Annotated in this window: 32 protein-coding genes; all 32 read left to right on the top strand. The window is 48.3% G+C overall.

All coding sequences use genetic code 11. The annotated features are described in order from the left end of the window. On the top strand, positions 1 to 1,087 hold a 1,087-nt coding region (tuf, locus tag RNAN_RS18155; RefSeq protein WP_040552638.1), incomplete at its 5' end, for an elongation factor Tu. 137 nt (positions 1,088 to 1,224) lie between these two features. Then, on the top strand, positions 1,225 to 2,964 hold the full coding sequence (locus tag RNAN_RS18150) for an acyl-CoA dehydrogenase family protein (protein WP_008224503.1): 1,740 nt from the start codon (positions 1,225 to 1,227) through the stop codon (positions 2,962 to 2,964). A 14-nt stretch (positions 2,965 to 2,978) separates the two neighbouring features. Then, positions 2,979 to 3,839, top strand: a complete 861-nt coding sequence (locus tag RNAN_RS18145; protein WP_008224501.1) for a phospholipase A — start codon at positions 2,979 to 2,981, stop codon at positions 3,837 to 3,839. A gap of 225 nt (positions 3,840 to 4,064) precedes the next feature. Next, complete coding sequence (rpsJ, locus tag RNAN_RS18140) at positions 4,065 to 4,376, top strand: 30S ribosomal protein S10 (RefSeq protein ID WP_008899121.1); 312 nt, start codon at positions 4,065 to 4,067, stop codon at positions 4,374 to 4,376. Positions 4,377 to 4,405: 29 nt separating this feature from the next. Beyond that, complete coding sequence (rplC, locus tag RNAN_RS18135; protein ID WP_040552633.1) at positions 4,406 to 5,044, top strand: 50S ribosomal protein L3; 639 nt, start codon at positions 4,406 to 4,408, stop codon at positions 5,042 to 5,044. 18 nt (positions 5,045 to 5,062) lie between these two features. Next, on the top strand, positions 5,063 to 5,668 hold the full coding sequence (gene rplD, locus RNAN_RS18130; RefSeq protein WP_008224494.1) for a 50S ribosomal protein L4: 606 nt from the start codon (positions 5,063 to 5,065) through the stop codon (positions 5,666 to 5,668). Next, positions 5,665 to 5,967 carry a 50S ribosomal protein L23 gene (gene rplW / locus RNAN_RS18125; RefSeq protein ID WP_008224493.1) on the top strand — a complete coding sequence of 101 codons (303 nt, stop codon included), beginning with the start codon at positions 5,665 to 5,667 and terminating at the stop codon, positions 5,965 to 5,967. Before rplD ends, rplW begins: the two co-directional genes overlap by 4 nt. A gap of 16 nt (positions 5,968 to 5,983) precedes the next feature. Beyond that, a complete protein-coding gene (rplB, locus tag RNAN_RS18120; protein WP_008224491.1) occupies positions 5,984 to 6,808 on the top strand; it encodes a 50S ribosomal protein L2 in 825 nt (274 codons plus the stop codon). 16 nt (positions 6,809 to 6,824) lie between these two features. Then, entirely contained in the window at positions 6,825 to 7,103 is a 279-nt protein-coding gene (rpsS, locus tag RNAN_RS18115) for a 30S ribosomal protein S19 (RefSeq protein ID WP_008950795.1), read from the top strand. A gap of 10 nt (positions 7,104 to 7,113) precedes the next feature. After that, positions 7,114 to 7,446 (top strand): 50S ribosomal protein L22, encoded by a 333-nt coding sequence (rplV, locus tag RNAN_RS18110; protein WP_008224490.1) that lies wholly within the window; start codon positions 7,114 to 7,116, stop codon positions 7,444 to 7,446. Between the two features lie 9 nt (positions 7,447 to 7,455). After that, positions 7,456 to 8,169 (top strand): 30S ribosomal protein S3, encoded by a 714-nt coding sequence (gene rpsC / locus RNAN_RS18105; RefSeq protein WP_008224489.1) that lies wholly within the window; start codon positions 7,456 to 7,458, stop codon positions 8,167 to 8,169. Positions 8,170 to 8,181: 12 nt separating this feature from the next. After that, on the top strand, positions 8,182 to 8,595 hold the full coding sequence (gene rplP, locus RNAN_RS18100; protein ID WP_040552632.1) for a 50S ribosomal protein L16: 414 nt from the start codon (positions 8,182 to 8,184) through the stop codon (positions 8,593 to 8,595). Next, entirely contained in the window at positions 8,595 to 8,786 is a 192-nt protein-coding gene (gene rpmC / locus RNAN_RS18095; RefSeq protein ID WP_008224486.1) for a 50S ribosomal protein L29, read from the top strand. The genes rplP and rpmC overlap by 1 nt, the downstream gene beginning before the upstream one ends. Continuing rightward, positions 8,786 to 9,040 (top strand): 30S ribosomal protein S17, encoded by a 255-nt coding sequence (gene rpsQ, locus RNAN_RS18090; RefSeq protein WP_008224484.1) that lies wholly within the window; start codon positions 8,786 to 8,788, stop codon positions 9,038 to 9,040. Before rpmC ends, rpsQ begins: the two co-directional genes overlap by 1 nt. A gap of 161 nt (positions 9,041 to 9,201) precedes the next feature. Next, the gene (gene rplN, locus RNAN_RS18085) at positions 9,202 to 9,570 is read left to right on the top strand and encodes a 50S ribosomal protein L14 (protein ID WP_008224481.1); all 369 of its coding nucleotides are present in this window, start codon (positions 9,202 to 9,204) and stop codon (positions 9,568 to 9,570) included. Between the two features lie 9 nt (positions 9,571 to 9,579). After that, positions 9,580 to 9,894 (top strand): 50S ribosomal protein L24, encoded by a 315-nt coding sequence (gene rplX / locus RNAN_RS18080; protein ID WP_008224475.1) that lies wholly within the window; start codon positions 9,580 to 9,582, stop codon positions 9,892 to 9,894. A 19-nt stretch (positions 9,895 to 9,913) separates the two neighbouring features. After that, complete coding sequence (gene rplE / locus RNAN_RS18075; protein WP_008224474.1) at positions 9,914 to 10,453, top strand: 50S ribosomal protein L5; 540 nt, start codon at positions 9,914 to 9,916, stop codon at positions 10,451 to 10,453. 11 nt (positions 10,454 to 10,464) lie between these two features. Next, positions 10,465 to 10,770 carry a 30S ribosomal protein S14 gene (gene rpsN, locus RNAN_RS18070; protein WP_008224473.1) on the top strand — a complete coding sequence of 102 codons (306 nt, stop codon included), beginning with the start codon at positions 10,465 to 10,467 and terminating at the stop codon, positions 10,768 to 10,770. Positions 10,771 to 10,791: 21 nt separating this feature from the next. Further along, positions 10,792 to 11,184 (top strand): 30S ribosomal protein S8, encoded by a 393-nt coding sequence (gene rpsH, locus RNAN_RS18065; protein WP_008224472.1) that lies wholly within the window; start codon positions 10,792 to 10,794, stop codon positions 11,182 to 11,184. 15 nt (positions 11,185 to 11,199) lie between these two features. Further along, positions 11,200 to 11,733 (top strand): 50S ribosomal protein L6, encoded by a 534-nt coding sequence (gene rplF, locus RNAN_RS18060; protein ID WP_008224470.1) that lies wholly within the window; start codon positions 11,200 to 11,202, stop codon positions 11,731 to 11,733. Positions 11,734 to 11,742: 9 nt separating this feature from the next. Next, positions 11,743 to 12,093, top strand: a complete 351-nt coding sequence (rplR, locus tag RNAN_RS18055) for a 50S ribosomal protein L18 (protein ID WP_040552631.1) — start codon at positions 11,743 to 11,745, stop codon at positions 12,091 to 12,093. Positions 12,094 to 12,102: 9 nt separating this feature from the next. Next, complete coding sequence (rpsE, locus tag RNAN_RS18050; RefSeq protein WP_008224467.1) at positions 12,103 to 12,606, top strand: 30S ribosomal protein S5; 504 nt, start codon at positions 12,103 to 12,105, stop codon at positions 12,604 to 12,606. Between the two features lie 6 nt (positions 12,607 to 12,612). Then, positions 12,613 to 12,795, top strand: coding sequence for a 50S ribosomal protein L30 (gene rpmD / locus RNAN_RS18045; protein WP_027672159.1), 183 nt, complete (start codon positions 12,613 to 12,615; stop codon positions 12,793 to 12,795). 3 nt (positions 12,796 to 12,798) lie between these two features. Further along, a complete protein-coding gene (gene rplO, locus RNAN_RS18040; RefSeq protein ID WP_008224465.1) occupies positions 12,799 to 13,233 on the top strand; it encodes a 50S ribosomal protein L15 in 435 nt (144 codons plus the stop codon). Between the two features lie 15 nt (positions 13,234 to 13,248). Continuing rightward, the gene (secY, locus tag RNAN_RS18035) at positions 13,249 to 14,577 is read left to right on the top strand and encodes a preprotein translocase subunit SecY (protein ID WP_008224463.1); all 1,329 of its coding nucleotides are present in this window, start codon (positions 13,249 to 13,251) and stop codon (positions 14,575 to 14,577) included. A 21-nt stretch (positions 14,578 to 14,598) separates the two neighbouring features. Further along, positions 14,599 to 14,712 carry a 50S ribosomal protein L36 gene (rpmJ, locus tag RNAN_RS19010; RefSeq protein WP_008950799.1) on the top strand — a complete coding sequence of 38 codons (114 nt, stop codon included), beginning with the start codon at positions 14,599 to 14,601 and terminating at the stop codon, positions 14,710 to 14,712. Positions 14,713 to 14,847: 135 nt separating this feature from the next. Continuing rightward, positions 14,848 to 15,204 carry a 30S ribosomal protein S13 gene (gene rpsM / locus RNAN_RS18030; protein ID WP_008224462.1) on the top strand — a complete coding sequence of 119 codons (357 nt, stop codon included), beginning with the start codon at positions 14,848 to 14,850 and terminating at the stop codon, positions 15,202 to 15,204. A gap of 11 nt (positions 15,205 to 15,215) precedes the next feature. Then, positions 15,216 to 15,605, top strand: coding sequence for a 30S ribosomal protein S11 (gene rpsK, locus RNAN_RS18025; RefSeq protein ID WP_040552629.1), 390 nt, complete (start codon positions 15,216 to 15,218; stop codon positions 15,603 to 15,605). Positions 15,606 to 15,638: 33 nt separating this feature from the next. Continuing rightward, entirely contained in the window at positions 15,639 to 16,259 is a 621-nt protein-coding gene (rpsD, locus tag RNAN_RS18020) for a 30S ribosomal protein S4 (RefSeq protein ID WP_040552627.1), read from the top strand. A 24-nt stretch (positions 16,260 to 16,283) separates the two neighbouring features. Next, a complete protein-coding gene (locus RNAN_RS18015) occupies positions 16,284 to 17,273 on the top strand; it encodes a DNA-directed RNA polymerase subunit alpha (RefSeq protein ID WP_008224458.1) in 990 nt (329 codons plus the stop codon). A gap of 39 nt (positions 17,274 to 17,312) precedes the next feature. Then, a complete protein-coding gene (gene rplQ / locus RNAN_RS18010) occupies positions 17,313 to 17,711 on the top strand; it encodes a 50S ribosomal protein L17 (protein ID WP_040552626.1) in 399 nt (132 codons plus the stop codon). Positions 17,712 to 17,817: 106 nt separating this feature from the next. Next, positions 17,818 to 19,098 (top strand): serine hydrolase, encoded by a 1,281-nt coding sequence (locus RNAN_RS18005; RefSeq protein WP_040552624.1) that lies wholly within the window; start codon positions 17,818 to 17,820, stop codon positions 19,096 to 19,098. Positions 19,099 to 19,335 lie beyond the last annotated feature (237 nt).

The raw sequence follows: 19,335 nt of genomic DNA, 5'->3' as shown, positions 1-19,335 counted from the left end.
AAACGTACTGGCTAAGCACTACGGCGGTCAGGCATTTGCTTTTGACCAAATCGATAAAGCACCAGAAGAAAAAGCGCGTGGTATTACTATCAATACTTCACACGTTGAATACGACACACCGACTCGCCACTACGCTCACGTAGACTGCCCGGGCCACGCTGACTATGTTAAGAACATGATCACTGGTGCAGCGCAGATGGACGGCGCGATTCTGGTAGTAGCGGCGACAGACGGCCCAATGCCACAGACACGTGAGCACATCCTGTTGTCACGTCAGGTAGGCGTTCCTTACATCATCGTGTTCATGAACAAGTGTGACATGGTAGATGACGAAGAGCTGTTAGAGCTGGTAGAGATGGAAGTACGTGAGCTTCTGTCAGACTACGACTTCCCAGGTGATGACCTGCCAGTAATCCGTGGTTCAGCGCTGAAAGGCCTGGAAGGCGACGCTGAGTGGGAAAAGAAAATCCTGGAGCTGGGTGAAGCACTGGATACTTATATCCCTGAGCCAGTACGTGCAATCGATAAGCCATTCATCATGCCAATCGAAGACGTATTCTCAATCGCGGGCCGTGGTACAGTAGTAACAGGCCGTGTTGAGCAAGGTATCATCAAAGTTGGTGAAGAAGTTGAAATCGTAGGTATCAAAGATACCACCAAGACAACCTGTACTGGTGTAGAGATGTTCCGTAAGCTGTTAGACGAAGGTCGTGCAGGCGAGAACATCGGTGCGCTGTTACGTGGTACTAAGCGTGAAGACGTAGAGCGTGGTCAGGTACTGTCTAAGCCAGGTTCAATCAAGCCACACACTAAGTTTGAAGGCGAAGTGTACGTACTGTCAAAAGAAGAAGGTGGTCGTCACACGCCATTCTTCAAAGGCTACCGTCCACAGTTCTACTTCCGTACTACTGACGTAACTGGTGCAGTAGAGCTGCCAGAGGGCGTAGAGATGGTAATGCCAGGCGACAACCTGAAGTTTGTTGTTGAGCTGATTTGCCCAATCGCGATGGACGAAGGTTTACGCTTCGCAATCCGTGAAGGCGGCCGCACAGTAGGTGCTGGCGTAGTATCAAAAATCCTGGCTTAATCAGCCGGATTGAAAAAGGCCCTGCGGGGCCTTTTTTGTTGCCTGAGATTTGCTGCTAAAGTTAATTCAAACGCTTGTTTGAAAGTGCAAGCTGTGCCATGCTTAAACTCATCCGTCCAGTTTAAGAGGCACTTAGTATGAGCCAGTATCAGGCCCCGATTGACGATATCTGTTTTAACTTATTCAACGTATGGCAGTTAGATCAATACTGGCAGCAGCAAGCTGAACTCAAAGAGTTGATCGAAGCTGACACCGCTAAAGCCATTTTGCAGGAAGCGGCCAAGATCTGTGAGCAGCAGATTGCCCCCTTTGCCAGTGTTGCCGATCAGCAGGGGGCCCAGTTAAAAGACGGCGCCGTTACCTTACCACAGCATTACTATACGGCTTATCAAAGCCTGGCCGACGGCGGTTGGACCGGGTTAAGTGGCGCTGCAGAATATGGTGGCATGGGTATGCCCAAAGCATTATCAATGATGGTTGATGAAATGCTGTGCAGTGCCGATATTGCCTTTTCGCTCTATCCCGGTCTTACCGCCGGTGCCTGTGTTGCGCTATTGCAGCATGCCGATGAGGCAACTAAAACCTTATATTTACCTAAAATGTACAGTGGCGAATGGTCGGGCACGATGTGTTTAACGGAAGCTCATGCCGGTTCCGACCTTGGCATTATGCGCACCACGGCCAAGCCACTCGACGATGGCGGCTATGCGATTAGTGGCAGCAAAATCTTTATCACCGCCGGTGAGCATGATCTGACAAGCAACATTATCCATTTAGTACTGGCCAAATTACCGGATGCGCCGGCGGGTAGCCGCGGCATTTCGCTGTTTTTGGTGCCTAAATATCTGCCTGATGCCGCCGGTAAGCCGGGTAAACGCAACGCCGTCAGTGTCGGCTCGATTGAGCATAAAATGGGGATTAATGGCTCTGCTACCTGTGTGCTGAATTTTGATGGTGCAACCGGCTATCTGATTGGCGAGCCCCACCGCGGTCTGGCTTGTATGTTTACTATGATGAACTACGAACGGCTGGCGATGGGCAGTCAGGGCCTGGGCGCTGCCGAGCGCGCTTATCAAAATGCGCTAAGCTACGCCAAAGAGCGTTTGCAGGGCCGCATTAGTGAAAAAGACGCCAATAAAGCTGAGCCTATCATCGGCCATGCCGATGTGCGCCGCATGTTGCTGAATATCAAAACCAGTAACGAAGCCGGTCGCACCTTCGCCACCTGGGTGGCCTCTCTGCTGGATAAAGCGAAATATGACAACTGCGCGGTGTCGGCCTCCCGTGCTAACTTGCTGACACCTATTGCCAAGGCGTTTATGACCGATCAGGGCTTTGACGCCTGCGTTAGCGCCCAGCAGGTGTTTGGCGGCCATGGCTATGTAAAAGAATGGGGCATGGAGCAGCTGGTGCGCGACGTGCGTATTGCACAAATCTATGAAGGCACCAATGGCATTCAGGCGCTGGACTTTATGCTGCGTAAAGTGGCGGTTGATCAAGGTGAAACCTTACAGGCCTTGCTGGCTGATATCGCCACTGAGCTGGCGCGCGCACCTGTTGCTCAAGCGGCGGCTTTGACGAGCTATGTCAGCCGGCTACAACAGCTGACTAAGGTATTAGTAAACCAGGACAGTCGGGCACAAAGCGCTAATGCCTATGATTTCTTAACCTTAGTGTCATATGTTATTTACGGATATATGTGGTATAAAAACCTGGCCGCGCTAAGCGCACTGGAGCAGGACAGCGATTTTGTTAAGGCCAAACAGGGCAGTGCAGCCTATTACTTTAACCGGGTGTTGCCAAAAGCCGATGGCTTATTTGCGCTATTAAGCCATGATTCAGACGCGATCGATAAGTTGGCAGCGGAGCAATTTTAACCAACAGGAACACTATGAGAACACTACTTGGCTTAATCGCGTTATGCAGTTTTTCGTTAAGTGCAGCAGATGCGCTGGATAAACGTCTTAAAGCCGAGCAGTGGGATGCTTACCGGCCATTTTCGTTACTGCCGCACGGCAGTAACTATTTGCTGCCGGTAAGCTATGTCGATGGTATTGCGGATACCCTGGTGCGCGATGGCGACAGCGCACCATCGGATAATCTTGAAGCTAAGTTCCAGCTCAGCCTGAAAACACCGCTGTGGACTAAAATCTACAAAGACAATGGTTATCTGTTTTTTGCCTTTACCCAGCAAGCCTATTGGCAGGCGTACAACAGTGAAGTGTCGTCGCCATTTCGGGAGAATAACTACGAACCCGAGCTGGTCCTCATGCTACCGCACTACAAAAACTATGAAGAAGCCGCCAGCCGTATTATTAGCCTGAGTTTGTCACATCAGTCCAATGGTCGCGCCGGTGAGCTGTCACGCAGCTGGAACCGGTTAAAACTGAGTTGGGTGACGTCCATCGGCAATGTGTTTATTAACTTTGAGCCCTATTACCGCTTTAAAGAGCAGCGTAAAGAAAACCCGCTGGATGCCGATGGTGATGACAACCCGGATATTACCAAATACATGGGTTGGTTTGAGCTTTCCGCCGCCTATAAACAGGAAGATGCTACCTGGCGCATGCTGGTACGTAACAATCTGCGCAGTGATAATAAAGGCGCCGTGCGTTTATCTTATTCAAGACCATTTAATAAGCATATCCGGCTCTATGCCGAGTTATTCAGCGGTTATGGCGAGAGCTTGATTGATTACAATCGCTCAGTAACCCGTTTTGGTATCGGCTTTGAGCTGAACGACATTTTATAGCGCAAATTATAACCAACACTTGCTTTAGCGGCGCAGTTGAGTATAATGCGCGGCCAGTCGATAACATTCTGACTGGCTCGTTAACCCCGGCTTACCGGTTGAGTTAACGCTTACAGTGCTCCCGATTGGGGAGCAAACGTAACTTAGGTGCATGGGCATCCCCCTTTATTGGGCCGGATAGCTTGTGTTTATTTTTGCTCTTTTTGCTCTTTGAGGCTTTGATACATGAGTAATCAAAGGATTCGCATCCGTCTGAAAGCGTTCGATCACCGTTTGATCGATCAGTCAACTATGGAAATCGTTGACACAGCTAAGCGTACGGGCGCACAGGTTCGTGGTCCTATCCCACTTCCTACCCGCCAGGAACGTTTCACTGTATTGATTTCTCCTCACGTAAACAAAGATGCGCGTGATCAGTACGAAATCCGTACCCACAAGCGTTTAATCGACATCGTTGAGCCAACGGAAAAAACTGTTGATGCTCTGATGCGTTTAGATCTGCCTGCTGGTGTTGACGTTCAAATCAGCCTGGGCTAATCAGACAGGTTTATAGAGAGGTTTAGGAAATGGCTATCGGTCTAATCGGTCGTAAAGTGGGAATGACCCGCATCTTCACTGAAGATGGCGTATCAATTCCAGTAACCGTAATCGAAGCGACACCAAACCGTGTAACTGCAGTTAAAACTGCAGAAACTAACGGTTACAGCGCACTGCAAGTGACTGCTGGCACAGTTAAGGCAAGCCGCCTGAACAAGCCAGAAGCCGGTCATTTTGCCAAAGTAGGCGTTGAAGCGGGTCGTGGTCTGTGGGAATTCCGCCTGGCAGACAACGAAGGCGCTGACTTCACTGTTGGCAGCGAGATTACGGTAGAAATCTTCGCAGAAACGAAGAAAGTTGATGTCGCTGGTACATCAAAAGGTAAAGGTTTTGCTGGTGCTATCAAGCGCTGGAATTTCCGTGCTCAGGATACTACTCACGGTAACTCGTTATCACACCGTGCCCCTGGTTCAATTGGTCAAAACCAATCACCGGGTAAAGTATTCAAGGGTAAGAAAATGGCTGGTCACTTAGGTGCTGAGCGCGTAACCGTGCAGTCACTGGAAGTGGTTCGTGTAGACGCAGAGCGTAACCTGCTGTTAGTTAAAGGTGCAGTACCTGGCGCTATCGGTGGTGACGTGATCGTTAAACCAGCTGTTAAAAGCTAACGTCTGAGGAGATAAGTGATGGAATTAGCATTACGAGACGCTCAAGGCGTTCTTGAAGTTTCCGAAGCTACCTTTGGACGTGAGTTTAATGAAGCTTTGGTTCACCAGGTCGTTGTGGCTTATGCTGCCGGCGCCCGTCAGGGTACCCGCGCTCAGCTGACACGTTCTGAAGTACGCGGTGGCGGCAAGAAGCCATGGCGTCAAAAAGGTACTGGCCGTGCCCGTGCTGGTACTATCCGCAGCCCAATCTGGCGCGGAGGCGGTGTGACATTTGCGGCTAAGCCACAAGATCACAGCCAGAAAGTAAACCGTAAAATGTATCGTGGTGCGATCCAAAGCATCCTGTCTGAATTAGTGCGTCAAGAGCGTTTAATCGTAGTGGAAAACTTCGCTGTCGATACGCCTAAGACCAAAGATTTAACTGCAAAGTTAAAAGCAATGGACTTAAAAGACGTGTTAATCGTGACTAACGAAGTGGATGAGAACCTGTTCTTATCTGCACGTAACCTGTACAAGGTAGACGTGCGTGACGTACACGGTATCGACCCGGTCAGCTTAATCGCATTCGACAAAGTGTTAATGACTGCTGCTGCAGTTAAGCAACTTGAGGAGCTGTTAGCATGATCCGCGAAGAACGTTTACTGAAAGTAATTCTGGCACCACACGTATCTGAAAAGAGCACTGTGTCTGCTGAGAAACACAATACAGTCGTTTTCAAGGTAGCCACTACTGCGACTAAAGCTGATGTGAAAGCAGCAGTTGAAAAACTGTTCGAAACAGAAGTAGTCGGTGTGCGTACTGTTAACGTTAAGGGTAAAACCAAGCGCACTGGTATGCGTATTGGCAAACGTAGCGACTGGAAAAAGGCCTACGTAACTCTTAAAGAAGGCAGCGAAATCGATTTCGTTGGCGGCGCTGAGTAAGAAGAGGAGTTAGGAAATGGCACTTGTAAAGTGTAAACCTACGTCACCAGGTCGTCGCCACGTATTAAAAGTGGTTAACCCAGACCTGTACAAAGGCAAGCCTTATGCCCCTTTGTTAGAGAAAAATGCAAAAACTGGTGGTCGTAACAACAACGGTCGTATCACTACCCGTCATATCGGTGGTGGTCATAAGCAGCATTACCGTTTAGTTGACTTCAAACGCAACAAAGATGGCATTCCAGCCAAAGTTGAGCGTTTAGAGTACGATCCAAACCGTACCGCTAACATCGCACTGGTGTTATATGCAGACGGTGAGCGCCGTTACATTCTGGCCCCTAAAGGCCTGAAAGCGGGTGATACAGTGGTTTCAGGTATGGAATCACCAATCAAAGCCGGTAACAGCCTGCCACTGCGTAACATTCCTGTAGGTCAGGTAGTACACAACATCGAAATGAAGCCTGGTAAAGGTGGTCAGCTGGTACGTTCAGCTGGTGCTTTCGCTCAGATCCTGGCCCGTGACGGTGAGTACGTGACTCTGCGTTTACGCAGCGGTGAAGTACGTAAGGTATTAGCAGATTGTCGCGCGACTATCGGTGAGATCGGCAACGCGGAACATATGTTACGTCAATACGGTAAAGCTGGTGCAATGCGCTGGCGTGGCGTTCGCCCAACCGTACGTGGTGTGGTAATGAACCCGGTTGATCACCCACACGGTGGTGGTGAAGGTAAGACTTCTGGTGGTCGTCACCCTGTATCTCCATGGGGCGTTCCAACGAAGGGTTACAAGACTCGTTCAAACAAGCGTACTGATAAACTTATCGTACGTCGTCGTGATAAATAATTTGTGAGGAATTGCCATGCCACGTTCTCTCAAGAAAGGTCCATTTATTGACCTTCACTTGCTGAAGAAGGTAGAGAAAGCGTTGGAAAGCGGTGACAAGAAGCCTATTAAGACTTGGAGCCGTCGTTCAATGATCATACCTGATATGATCGGTTTGACCATCGCTGTCCATAATGGTCGTCAACATGTACCTGTGTTCGTCTCTGAAGAGATGATTGGTCACAAGTTAGGTGAATTTGCACCTACTCGTACCTACCGTGGTCATGCAGCCGACAAAAAGGCCAAGAAGCGCTAAGGGGTAAATGATGCAAGCATTAGCTAAACACAAATTTGCCCGTTCTTCTGCACAGAAAACTCGTCTGGTTGCTGACCAGGTGCGCGGTCTGCCAGTAGATAAGGCGTTGAATGTATTAACTTACAGCCCGAAAAAAGCTGCAGAGTTAGTCAAAAAGGTTCTTTTATCAGCCATTGCTAACGCGGAGCACAATGAAGGTGCGGATATTGACACGCTGAAAGTAAAGACCATCTTCGTTGATGAAGGTCCGTCTATGAAGCGTATCAAGCCACGTGCTAAAGGTCGTGCTGACCGTATCGTCAAGCGTACCAGCCACATTACTGTGGTTGTAGCTGATAACTAGGAGAGAGAAATGGGACAGAAAGTACATCCTAATGGTATTCGCCTAGGTATCACTAAGCCATGGAGCTCTACCTGGTTCGCGAATACGAAAGACTTCCCGGATTTCTTAAACGGTGACTTTAAAGTTCGTCAGTACCTGACAAAAGAACTGAAAGCCGCGTCAGTAAGCCGGATCGATATTGAACGCCCAGCGAAAAGCATTCGTGTGACTATTCACACTGCGCGTCCTGGCGTAATCATCGGTAAAAAAGGTGAAGATGTTGAAAAAATCCGCAAGCAAGTAGCTGCCATCGCTGGCGTACCTGCGCAGATTAACATCTCTGAAATCCGTAAGCCTGAGCTGGATGCCAAATTAGTTGCTGACTCTATCAGCAGCCAGTTAGAGCGTCGTGTTATGTTCCGTCGCGCGATGAAGCGTGCGGTACAAAACGCCATGCGTATCGGTGCTAAAGGTATCAAAGTTGAAGTTAGCGGCCGTTTAGGCGGCGCGGAAATCGCTCGTTCAGAGTGGTACCGTGAAGGCCGTGTGCCTCTGCACACCCTGCGTGCTGACATTGACTACAATACCTCAGAAGCACTGACTACTTACGGTATCATTGGTGTGAAAGTGTGGATTTTCAAAGGTGAGATCTTAGGTGCTCTGCCATTGAACAACAACACCAACAACGCCAACAATAACAACCAGCCTAAAGCGCCGAAAAAACCGGCACGTAAGGCTAAGTAGGGGTATTGAGCGATGTTGCAACCAAAACGTACAAAATTTCGTAAAGTGCACAAAGGTCGTAACCGTGGCTTAGCCCAGGTTGGCGACAAAGTATCTTTCGGTACTTACGCACTGAAATCTGTAGAACGTGGTCAAATGACTTCACGTCAAATCGAATCTGCACGTCGTGCTATGACGCGCGCTGTTAAGCGTGTTGGTAAAATCTGGATCCGTGTGTTCCCAGACAAGCCAATTACTGCTAAGCCGCTGGAAGTACGTATGGGTAGTGGTAAAGGTTCTGTTGAGTACTGGGTATGTCAGATTAAACCTGGCAAAGTACTGTACGAAATGGACGGTGTGTCTGAAGAATTAGCGCGTCATGCCTTTGCATTAGCCGCAGCTAAGTTACCATTTAAGACAACCTTTGTAACGCGGACGGTAATGTGATGAAAGCCAGCGAATTAAAAGCGAAAAGTGTTGAAGAGTTAAACGCTGAATTACTGGGCTTGTTACGTGAGCAGTTCAACCTGCGCATGCAATTAGCTACCGGTCAGTTAGCTCAAACGCATTTATTCAAGCAGGTGCGTCGTGATATCGCGCGCGTTAAGACCATCTTAACCGAGAAGGCAGGTGCGTAATGAGCGAAACTAATACCCGTACACTGCAAGGTAAAGTGATCAGCAACAAAATGGACAAGTCTATTACTGTTGCGATCGAGCGTTCGGTGAAACACCCAATTTACGGTAAGTTCATCAAGCGTACTACCAAGCTGCACGTACATGACGAAAACAATCAGTGTAAAGAAGGCGATGTAGTCACTATCCGTGAATGCCGCCCACTGTCTAAGACTAAGTCCTGGACCCTGGTTGCAGTAGTCGAATCAGCATCTTAATTCATTAAGATCTGACAAGCGGCTCCTTCTGGAGCCGCTTTTATTTTGCGCTACCCTTTTGCCAAGAGTGCTGTTATAATCACGCGCCCTCTTGTCAGGGGGTATTTATTGTAAGCAGCGTAACCCGTGAGGGTTATTTAGTAGAATAGCGGAGCACTAAGATGATCCAGATGCAATCTATGCTGGAAGTCGCAGACAACAGCGGCGCGCGCAGCGTAATGTGTATTAAGGTCTTAGGTGGTTCGCATCGCCGTTATGCTGCAATTGGTGACGTCATCAAAGTTACTGTGAAAGAAGCAATTCCTCGCGGTAAAGTAAAAAAAGGTGACGTTCTAAATGCAGTGGTGGTGCGTACAGCTAAAGGCGTACGCCGTCAGGACGGGTCATTAATCCGTTTTGATCGCAATGCAGCAGTGTTGTTAAACAACAAGCTGGAACCGATCGGCACTCGTATTTTCGGGCCTGTTACACGTGAACTTCGTGGCGATAAGTTTATGAAGATCGTGTCTCTGGCACCAGAAGTACTGTAAGGAGTCACCATGGCTAGTAAAATCCGTCGTGATGACGAGGTTGTTGTTCTTACCGGTAAGGACAAAGGTAAACGTGGCAAAGTTACTAAAGTATTAGTAGCAGAAGGCCGTGTTTACGTTTCTGGCGTTAACCTGGTTAAAAAGCATCAGAAGCCTGTACCGGCTCTGAACCAGCCAGGCGGTATCGTTGAGAAAGAAGCCTCAATTCATGTTTCAAACGTAGCGATTTTTAACCCTAAAACGGGTAAAGCTGATCGCGTAGGTTTCCGCCTTGAAGATGGCAAAAAAGTGCGTTTCTTCAAGTCGAATAACGAAGTAATTTAATTGCTATTGGAGTAATACGATGGCGAAACTGCATGAAATTTATAAAGACACCGTAGTCCCAGAACTGTTTAAGCAGTTCGGCTACACCAGCGTCATGCAAGTCCCTCGGATTGTTAAAATCACGCTCAATATGGGTGTGGGTGAAGCCGTAGCTGACAAAAAGATCCTTGAAAATGCGGTAGCAGATTTAACTGCTATCTCTGGCCAGAAGCCTCTGGTTACTAAGGCGCGTAAGTCAGTTGCTGGTTTTAAAATCCGTGAAGGCTACCCTATTGGCGCAAAAGTGACCCTGCGCGGCGAGCGTATGTGGGAATTCTTAGAGCGTTTAGTCTCTATTGCCATCCCGCGTATCCGTGATTTCCGTGGTGTAAACCCGAAATCATTCGATGGCCGTGGTAACTACAGCATGGGTGTACGTGAGCAAATCATTTTCCCAGAAATCGAATACGATAAAGTAGATGCAGTACGTGGTTTAGATATCACTATTACAACTACCGCGCGTACCGATGACGAAGGACGTGCTTTACTTGCCGCGTTTAACTTCCCATTTAAGAAATAAGGTGTAGGGTCATGGCAAAACAATCAATGAAAGCACGTGAATTAAAGCGTGCACAACTGGTAGCCAAATTCGCTGCAAAGCGTCATGAACTGAAAGACACTATCGCTAACCCGGCAACTTCTGACGAAGACCGTTGGGCAGCAGTGCTTAAGTTACAGGCGTTGCCGCGTGATTCAAGCCCTTCGCGTCAACGTAACCGTTGTCGTGTAACTGGTCGTCCACATGGTTACCTGCGCAAGTTCGGCATGAGCCGGATCAAGGTCCGTGAAGCGGCGATGCGCGGTGAAATTCCTGGCCTTCGTAAGGCTAGCTGGTAAGAATCACGGGAGTAACGAGCTATGAGTTTGCAAGATCCAGTAGCGGATATGTTTACTCGCATCCGTAACGGTCAATCGGCCAATAAAGTTGCGGTTAAGATGCCATCTTCAAAACTGAAGGTAGCTATTGCGAAAGTATTAAAAGACGAAGGTTACATCGCTGATTTCGCGGTTTCTGGTGATGCTAAGCCAGAGCTGGAAGTAACGTTAAAGTACTTCCAGGGCAAATCTGTCATTGAAACTATCGATCGTGTTAGTCGTCCAGGTCTGCGCATCTATAAGAAGCGTGGCGAATTACCAAAAGTAATGGGCGGTTTAGGTGTGGCTATCGTGTCTACATCTAAAGGACTAATGACTGACCGTGCTGCGCGCAAGGTTGGTATCGGTGGCGAAATCATCGGCTACGTAGCGTAACGGAGGTAGTAATCTATGTCTCGTGTTGCTAAGGCCCCAGTCACTATTCCAGCCGGCGTTACTGTAACGCAAAAAGGCCAGGTAGTGTCATTCAAGGGCAAAAACGGCGAGTTAACATTAGATGTTAACCCAGCGGTTGAAGTCGTAGTAGATGGTAACGTTTTACGTACCAATCCACGTGACGGCTTCGAAGGCGCTGACGCACAAGCGGGTACTGCCCGTGCACTGATCAACAACCTGGTTACTGGTGTAACTGAAGGTTTCACGCGTAAGCTGGAACTGGTTGGTGTTGGTTACCGTGCGAAAGCAGAAGGTAAAGTATTAAACCTGAGCCTGGGCTTTTCTCACCCTGTAGTGTTCGAAGTACCTAACGGTATCACTGTCGAAACACCAAGCCAGACAGAAGTCGTGGTTAAAGGTGCTGATAAGCAGTTAGTTGGCCAGGTTGCCGCGAACATCCGGGCATACCGTAAACCAGAGCCTTACAAAGGCAAAGGTGTGCGCTATGCAAATGAAAACGTGCGTCGTAAAGAAGCGAAGAAAAAGTAGGGTAGGACGATGGATAAGAAACTTGCTCGTCTGCGCCGTGCCAAACGCACTCGCAGAAACATTATCGAACAAGGTGCGAATCGCCTGGTTGTACACCGTACACCACGTCACATCTACGCCCAGCTTATCGCACCAAATGCTGAAGTGATTGTTGCTGCTTCTACTGTTGAAGCGTCAATCAAAGAATCACTGAAGTACACTGGTAACGTAGACGCTGCTAAGGCTGTAGGTAAAGCGATTGCCGAACGCGCAGTAGCCAAAGGCGTTACTGCTTGTGCTTTTGACCGCAGTGGCTTCCAGTATCATGGTCGCGTACAAGCTTTAGCTGACGCGGCGCGTGAAGCCGGTCTTCAGTTCTAGGAGTAGCTCATGGCTAACGAAGAAGCTAAACAACAATCTGATTTACAAGAGAAGCTTGTTGCAGTAAACCGCGTGTCAAAAGTGGTTAAAGGTGGCCGGATTTTCTCTTTCACCGCCCTGACAGTGGTGGGTGACGGTAATGGTCGCGTTGGTTTTGGTTATGGTAAAGCGCGTGAAGTGCCAGCTGCTATTCAAAAAGCAATGGAAAAAGCGCGCCGCAACATGACTCAGGTTGAGTTAAACGGTAACACCCTGCACCACCCAACTCGTGGTGTGCACTCAGGCTCGAACGTTTACATGCAACCCGCAGCAGAAGGTACTGGCTTGATCGCCGGTGGTGCAATGCGCGCCGTACTGGAAGTTGCCGGTGTACAGAACATTCTGTCTAAGTGTTACGGCTCAACTAACCCAATCAACGTAGTTCGCGCAACTATCAATGCGCTGGCATCTGTTAAGTCGCCAGCTCAAGTAGCTGCTAAACGCGGTTTACGCGTTGACGACATTCTGGGGTAATCTGCCATGGCGAAGAAGACAATTAAAGTAACCCAAACGAAGTCAAGCATCGGTCGTTTACCGAAGCACAAGGCTTCGTTAACCGGGTTAGGTTTACGCCGCATCGGTCACACTGTTGAAGTTGAAGATACACCTTCAGTTCGCGGTATGATCAACGCTGTGTATTACATGGTTAAAGTGGAGGAGTAACAGATGTTATTAAATACTCTTGCTCCGGCACCTGGTGCTAAGAAAGAAAAGCGCCGCCTTGGCCGTGGTATCGGCTCTGGCTTAGGTAAAACCGGTGGCCGTGGCCACAAAGGTTTAAAATCACGCTCTGGCGGCGGTGTTCGTCCAGGTTTCGAAGGCGGTCAAATGCCTCTGAAACAGCGTCTGCCTAAGTTTGGTTTCACTTCACAGAAATCTCTGGTTTCTGCTGAAGTACGTCTGCACGAACTGGCAGCGGTAAATGGTGATGTAGTTGATCTGGCTAGCCTGATGGAAGCTAACATCATTGCCCGTACAGTTAAGTTCGCTAAAGTTGTGCTGTCTGGCGAGATTTCTCGTCCGGTAACCGTAAAAGGTTTAGGCGTAACGAAAGGCGCACGTGCTGCAATTGAAGCCGCTGGCGGTAAAGTCGAAGAATAATAAGGATAGTACGCGATGGCTAAACCAGGTTCGGACTCAAGAAGTGCAAAAGGCGGTTTCAGCGAGCTGAAAGCCCGTCTGTTATTTGTACTTTTGGCCATAATCGTATTTCGGTTAGGCTCCTTTGTGCCAATTCCTGGAATTGACGCCGCCGTGCTGGCTCAGTTATTCGAGCAACAAAAGGGCACCATCGTTGAAATGTTTAACATGTTCAGCGGTGGCGCACTTGAGCGTGCTTCGGTGTTTGCGCTGGGTATTATGCCCTACATCTCTGCCTCTATTATTGTTCAGTTGTTAACGGTGGTTCACCCTGCCATGGCTGAATTAAAGAAAGAAGGCGAAGCAGGTAAGCGCAAAATTAACCAGATGACGCGCTACGGTACTTTAGCATTAGCAACATTACAGGCCATTGGTATTGCCACTGGCCTGCCCAACATGATGCAAGGGTTAGTAATTAACCCCGGCTTTGCATTTTACTTCACCGCGGTAATCAGTTTGGTTACCGGCACCATGTTCTTAATGTGGTTAGGTGAGCAAATTACAGAGCGTGGCATTGGTAACGGTATTTCGTTGTTAATCTTTACCGGTATTGTTGCCGGCTTCCCGTCTGCCATTGGCCAGACGATCGAGCAGGCACGTCAAGGCGATTTGCACTTTTTACTGTTAGTAGCGATAGGCGTGATCGTAGTGGCGATTACCTGGTTTGTGGTGTTCTTTGAGCGCGGCCAGCGTCGGATTGTGGTCAATTATGCCAAGCGTCAGCAAGGCCGTCAGGTATTTGCCGCGCAAAGCAGCCATTTACCGTTAAAGGTCAATATGGCCGGTGTAATTCCGCCGATCTTTGCTTCTAGCATTATTCTGTTCCCCGGTACGATAGCCAGTTGGTTTGGTTCGGGTGAAGGCGTGGTGGCTAACTTCTTACAAGAATTAGCATTAACATTATCTCCGGGACAACCGTTGTATATGATGTTATACTCCGCGGCCATTATTTTCTTCTGTTTCTTCTACACTGCGTTGGTGTTTAACCCGCGTGATACAGCAGACAACCTGAAGAAATCCGGTGCCTTTATCCCTGGGATCCGTCCTGGTGAGCAGACATCAAAATACATTGATAAAGTGATGACACGGTTAACCTTAGCAGGCGCCCTGTATATTACCTTTATCTGTTTGGTTCCTGAGTTCATGATGGTAGCGTGGGATGTACAGTTCTACTTCGGTGGTACTTCACTGCTGATCATCGTTGTCGTTATCATGGACTTTATGGCACAGGTACAGACGCATTTGATGTCTCATCAATATGACTCTGTGCTTAAAAAGGCAAATCTTAAAGGCTTTGGCCGTTAAGATAGTTTGCGGAGTTAAGTTATGAAAGTACGAGCTTCCGTTAAGAAGATCTGCCGTAACTGCAAAGTGATCAAGCGTAACAACGTAGTTCGCGTAATTTGCAGTGAGCCGAAGCACAAACAGCGCCAAGGCTAATAGCAGAACCAAAATGATACTGCGGGCTGAACTGATTGGTTTAGCCCCTTTATCGTTTGCAATATAAGCGCCATTTGAGTATCCTTACGGGCTTTTCAAATTGGCATCTTTAAACTCTATTAAAGGAGAACGTTAGTGGCCCGTATCGCTGGCATTAACATCCCCGATAATAAGCATGCGGTTATCTCGTTAACCTATGTTTATGGTATCGGTAAAACCCGCGCTAAATCGATTTTAGCTGCAGTGGGTATCGAAGAAAGTACAAAAATTGCTGCGTTAACCGACGCTCAGTTAGATACGCTTCGTGATGAAGTTGCAAAATACACCGTTGAAGGTGACTTGCGCCGTGAAGTTACATTAAATATTAAGCGTTTAATGGACCTGGGTTGCTACCGTGGTCTGCGCCACCGTCGCAGTCTGCCGGTTCGTGGTCAGCGCACTAAAACTAATGCGCGTACCCGTAAGGGCCCACGTAAAGCGATTAAGAAATAAGGTGATTCAACATGGCTAAAGCACCAGTTCGTACTCGTAAACGGGTAAAGAAGCAAGTTTCAGACGGCATGGCTCATATCCATGCTTCTTTCAACAACACCATCGTGACGATCACTGATCGTCAGGGCAATGCACTGTGCTGGGCAACTGCCGGCGGTTCAGGTTTCCGTGGTTCACGTAAATCTACTCCGTTCGCAGCTCAGGTAGCGGCAGAGCGTGCAGGTACCGCTGCACTGGAATATGGTCTGAAGAACCTTGAAGTGTTTGTGAATGGCCCAGGCCCAGGCCGCGAATCAGCGATTCGTGCTCTGAACGCCGCTGGTTACAAGATCACAAATATCACCGACGTGACGCCTATCCCACATAACGGATGCCGTCCACCTAAAAAACGTCGCGTGTAATAACAGCGCTTCACGGATTATTGGAGAAAGAAGATGGCAAGATATTTGGGTCCTAAGCTCAAACTGAGTCGTCGCGAAGGTACAGATCTGTTCCTGAAGAGCGGCGTTAGAGCAATCGATTCAAAGTGTAACTTAACTACCGCACCTGGTCAGCACGGCGCCCGCCGCGGTCGCTTATCAGACTACGGTTTACAGTTACGCGAGAAACAAAAAGTACGTCGTATGTACGGCGTATTAGAAAAGCAGTTCCGTAACTATTACAAGGAAGCTGCTCGTTTGAAAGGTAATACCGGTGAAAACCTGCTGCAGTTGTTAGAGTCACGCTTAGACAACGTAGTATACCGTATGGGTCTGGCCAGCACGCGCGCTGAAGCTCGTCAGCTGGTAAGCCACAAAGCCATCATGTTAGATGGTCGTGTGGTTAACGTTCCATCACACGCTGTATTACCTGAACAAGTGATCTCTGTTCGTGAAAAAGCGAAAAAGCAAGCCCGTATCGGTGCTGCGCTTGAAGTCGCTGCACAACGTGAGAAACCAACTTGGATCGAAGTAGACAACACGAAGCTTGAAGGCGTGTTCAAACGTCTGCCAGAGCGTTCAGACCTGTCTGCGGACATCAACGAACAGTTAATCGTCGAGCTTTACTCTAAGTAAAGCTAATTGTTAAGAGAGGATACAATGCAGGGTTCTGTCACCGAATTCCTTAAGCCGAGATTAGTTGGTATCGAAAAAATCAACCCAACTCGTGCCAAAGTTACTTTGGAACCACTTGAGCGCGGTTTCGGGCATACCTTGGGCAACGCGTTACGTCGTATTCTGCTGTCATCAATGCCAGGTTGTGCAGTGACTGAAGTAGAAATTGACGGCGTGCTCCATGAGTACAGTGCCAAAGAAGGTGTCCAGGAAGATATTATCGATATCCTTCTGAACCTGAAAGGCCTTGCCGTTCGCCTGGAAGACAAAGATGAAGTCACGCTGACTTTGACGAAAAAAGGTGCTGGCCCTGTAACCGCTGGAGACATCCAGCACGGCGACGGTGTGGTAATTGTTAATCCTGACCATGTGATCTGTAACCTGACTGGCGAAACTGAATTCAGTATGCGTTTAAAGGTTCAGCGCGGTCGTGGTTATGTGCCTGCATCAGCGCGTTTGTCCTCAGATGATGACGAGCGTCCTATTGGTCGTCTGTTACTGGATGCCTCTTTCAGCCCGGTTGAGCGTATTGCTTACTCGGTTGAAGCAGCGCGGGTAGAGCAGCGTACCGACCTGGACAAACTGATCATCGATATGGAAACCAACGGCACAGTAGAGCCAGAGGAAGCCATTCGCCGTGCAGCAACAATTCTGGCCGAACAGCTGGAGTTCTTCGTCGAGCTGCGCGATAAGAGCGAACCGGAAAAACGCGAAGAGAAACCGGAGTTTGATCCGATTCTGTTACGTCCGGTCGATGATTTGGAATTAACAGTTCGTTCTGCTAACTGCTTGAAGGCAGAGCAGATTCAGTACATTGGTGATCTGGTTCAGCGTACCGAGGTTGAGTTACTTAAAACACCTAACCTGGGTAAAAAGTCGCTTACCGAAATCAAAGACGTGCTGGCATCACGCGGTTTGTCACTGGGCATGCGCCTGGAAAACTGGCCGCCAGCGAGTCTGGTAAACAAAGACTAATCAGATACCAGTTTCTGGTTTAGTGAGAAGGAATAGATCATGCGCCATCGCAAGAGTGGTCGTCAATTAAACAGGAACAGCAGCCACCGTACGGCAATGTTCCGCAATATGGCAAGCTCGTTGGTGAAGCACGAAATCATCAAAACGACTTTGCCAAAAGCTAAAGAGTTACGTCGTGTGATCGAGCCATTGATCACGCTGGCAAAGAACGACAGCGTTGCAAACCGCCGTTTAGCTTTTGCCCGTACTCGTGATAAAGAAGTAGTAGGTTTGTTGTTCAACGTATTAGGCCCGCGTTACAACGCGCGTCCAGGTGGTTACACTCGTATTCTGAAGTGTGGCTTCCGTGCCGGTGACAACGCACCTATGGCTTACATCGAGTTAGTTGATCGCCCAGAAGTGGGTGCTCTGCCTGTTGAAGAAACAGCTGCTGAGTAAGCTAATCTAATTAAAAAGCCGGGGAAACCCGGCTTTTTTATGCCTGTTTGTTTTTCATTTATCTAATCCGTACTATGGTGTTTTGACTTTTGCCCTGGTGCTGATAATGCAAAAAATACTGCTTTCCCTACTTTTACTTAGTTCGCCGCTGGCAGCTGTAGCTGAAACAGCAACTGAAATCCAGTATCAGCCGCTACAACCGTTATTGTCTCAGGTAACGGAGCAATACCCGCTATTGCAGCAAGTGCTGGCTAATCCTGAACCTTACCGCTTGCAAATTATTTATACCCAAATAGATCGTGGCGCGGATAACAATCCCAATCTTACCTACTATCAATTTGGCCTGAATGATGCTCACTACTTCTATCCGGCCAGCACAGTAAAACTGCCGATAGCGTTACTAGCGCTTGAATGGTTGGCAGAGCAAAACGTTACAGGCTTAAATGCAGATACTACCATGTTGACTGATGCTGCTGCCGACTGGCAGACATCCCAAACAACAGATCCGACTGCAGCGAATGGTTTACCCAGTATTGCGCAGTATATAAAGAAAGTGCTTTTGGTCAGTGATAATGATGGCAGCAACAGATTATACGAGCTACTGGGGCAGGACTTCATCAATCAGCGTCTGGCGGCTAAAGGCTTAGAGCACAGCCTGATCAACCATCGCCTTAGCGTGCCATTAACGACAGAGCAGAACCGGCAGTTCAATCCAATACGCTTTGTTGATAGTGCCGGTAAGACCATTCTGGCTCTGCCGGCTCGCAGTACTAAGCAGCAATATAGCAACAAAGATCAACCGACATTGGGTAGAGCGTATATCAAGGGTAGTGAGTTGATTAACTCACCGATGGATTTTACCGACAAGAACCGTCTGAGCCTTACTGATTTTGACGGTGTGATAAAGCGGGTGATCTTTCCGCAGCTTTTTGCTGAAAATGAGCGTTTTAAGCTACGGCCGGAAGATCGCGCTTTGGTGCTGCGTTATATGGCGCTGCTACCGCCTGACAGTATTAATCCTGTTTACGATACTAAGCAGTATCCGGCTAACTATTCTAAGTTTTTGCTGTTTGGCGGTAACGCACAGCAGATACCTGAGCATATAAAGATTTTTAACAAAACCGGCTGGGCTTATGGTCATATTATTGATGGTGCCTATATTGCCGACCTGCAGCAGGGAATCGAGTTCTTTATTAGTGCAGTGATCTATGCCAATGAAAATGACACCCTAAATGACGATCAATATCAGACAGACGAAGTGGCGCTGCCGTTTCTACGACAGTTAGGTGAATATCTGTACCAGCATGAGCTGCAACGGCCAAAAAAACATAAGCCAGATCTGTCCGAAGTGATCAGAGTCACGGCATCAGATGCTGAAATTGACTGATTTATAATCAAAAAGTAGTGCTTTTTCAGAGGATCGCTTAAAAAATGTGCGGTCGATCATCTTTCTGTAAAAAAGATCTTGATCACTTTTCGACGATCTCTATAATGCGCACCACACAGACGGCAGCAAGCGAAAGCAAGCAACGTCTGACTGAGGCAAAAGCCTCGTATCATTGAGCAAGGCTCTGATACAACGCTCTTTAACAATTCGCAATCAATCATCTGAGTGGGCACTTAC

This window comes from Rheinheimera nanhaiensis E407-8 (assembly GCF_000296695.1).
In the GTDB taxonomy this organism is placed as follows: Bacteria; Pseudomonadota; Gammaproteobacteria; order Enterobacterales; family Alteromonadaceae; genus Alishewanella; species Alishewanella nanhaiensis.
This window is presented reverse-complemented; position numbering and strand designations above follow the sequence as displayed.

Bases quoted from the DNA above. Each gene is read 5' to 3' on its own strand.
- RNAN_RS18150 (WP_008224503.1), top strand. From the start codon at position 1,225: ATGAGCCAGTATCAGGCCCCGATTGACGATATCTGTTTTAACTTATTC.
- RNAN_RS18145 (WP_008224501.1), top strand. From the start codon at position 2,979: ATGAGAACACTACTTGGCTTAATCGCGTTATGCAGTTTTTCGTTAAGT.
- rpsJ (WP_008899121.1), top strand. From the start codon at position 4,065: ATGAGTAATCAAAGGATTCGCATCCGTCTGAAAGCGTTCGATCACCGT.
- rplC (WP_040552633.1), top strand. From the start codon at position 4,406: ATGGCTATCGGTCTAATCGGTCGTAAAGTGGGAATGACCCGCATCTTC.
- rplD (WP_008224494.1), top strand. From the start codon at position 5,063: ATGGAATTAGCATTACGAGACGCTCAAGGCGTTCTTGAAGTTTCCGAA.
- rplW (WP_008224493.1), top strand. From the start codon at position 5,665: ATGATCCGCGAAGAACGTTTACTGAAAGTAATTCTGGCACCACACGTA.
- rplB (WP_008224491.1), top strand. From the start codon at position 5,984: ATGGCACTTGTAAAGTGTAAACCTACGTCACCAGGTCGTCGCCACGTA.
- rpsS (WP_008950795.1), top strand. From the start codon at position 6,825: ATGCCACGTTCTCTCAAGAAAGGTCCATTTATTGACCTTCACTTGCTG.
- rplV (WP_008224490.1), top strand. From the start codon at position 7,114: ATGCAAGCATTAGCTAAACACAAATTTGCCCGTTCTTCTGCACAGAAA.
- rpsC (WP_008224489.1), top strand. From the start codon at position 7,456: ATGGGACAGAAAGTACATCCTAATGGTATTCGCCTAGGTATCACTAAG.
- rplP (WP_040552632.1), top strand. From the start codon at position 8,182: ATGTTGCAACCAAAACGTACAAAATTTCGTAAAGTGCACAAAGGTCGT.
- rpmC (WP_008224486.1), top strand. From the start codon at position 8,595: ATGAAAGCCAGCGAATTAAAAGCGAAAAGTGTTGAAGAGTTAAACGCT.
- rpsQ (WP_008224484.1), top strand. From the start codon at position 8,786: ATGAGCGAAACTAATACCCGTACACTGCAAGGTAAAGTGATCAGCAAC.
- rplN (WP_008224481.1), top strand. From the start codon at position 9,202: ATGATCCAGATGCAATCTATGCTGGAAGTCGCAGACAACAGCGGCGCG.
- rplX (WP_008224475.1), top strand. From the start codon at position 9,580: ATGGCTAGTAAAATCCGTCGTGATGACGAGGTTGTTGTTCTTACCGGT.
- rplE (WP_008224474.1), top strand. From the start codon at position 9,914: ATGGCGAAACTGCATGAAATTTATAAAGACACCGTAGTCCCAGAACTG.
- rpsN (WP_008224473.1), top strand. From the start codon at position 10,465: ATGGCAAAACAATCAATGAAAGCACGTGAATTAAAGCGTGCACAACTG.
- rpsH (WP_008224472.1), top strand. From the start codon at position 10,792: ATGAGTTTGCAAGATCCAGTAGCGGATATGTTTACTCGCATCCGTAAC.
- rplF (WP_008224470.1), top strand. From the start codon at position 11,200: ATGTCTCGTGTTGCTAAGGCCCCAGTCACTATTCCAGCCGGCGTTACT.
- rplR (WP_040552631.1), top strand. From the start codon at position 11,743: ATGGATAAGAAACTTGCTCGTCTGCGCCGTGCCAAACGCACTCGCAGA.
- rpsE (WP_008224467.1), top strand. From the start codon at position 12,103: ATGGCTAACGAAGAAGCTAAACAACAATCTGATTTACAAGAGAAGCTT.
- rpmD (WP_027672159.1), top strand. From the start codon at position 12,613: ATGGCGAAGAAGACAATTAAAGTAACCCAAACGAAGTCAAGCATCGGT.
- rplO (WP_008224465.1), top strand. From the start codon at position 12,799: ATGTTATTAAATACTCTTGCTCCGGCACCTGGTGCTAAGAAAGAAAAG.
- secY (WP_008224463.1), top strand. From the start codon at position 13,249: ATGGCTAAACCAGGTTCGGACTCAAGAAGTGCAAAAGGCGGTTTCAGC.
- rpmJ (WP_008950799.1), top strand. From the start codon at position 14,599: ATGAAAGTACGAGCTTCCGTTAAGAAGATCTGCCGTAACTGCAAAGTG.
- rpsK (WP_040552629.1), top strand. From the start codon at position 15,216: ATGGCTAAAGCACCAGTTCGTACTCGTAAACGGGTAAAGAAGCAAGTT.
- rpsD (WP_040552627.1), top strand. From the start codon at position 15,639: ATGGCAAGATATTTGGGTCCTAAGCTCAAACTGAGTCGTCGCGAAGGT.
- RNAN_RS18015 (WP_008224458.1), top strand. From the start codon at position 16,284: ATGCAGGGTTCTGTCACCGAATTCCTTAAGCCGAGATTAGTTGGTATC.
- rplQ (WP_040552626.1), top strand. From the start codon at position 17,313: ATGCGCCATCGCAAGAGTGGTCGTCAATTAAACAGGAACAGCAGCCAC.
- RNAN_RS18005 (WP_040552624.1), top strand. From the start codon at position 17,818: ATGCAAAAAATACTGCTTTCCCTACTTTTACTTAGTTCGCCGCTGGCA.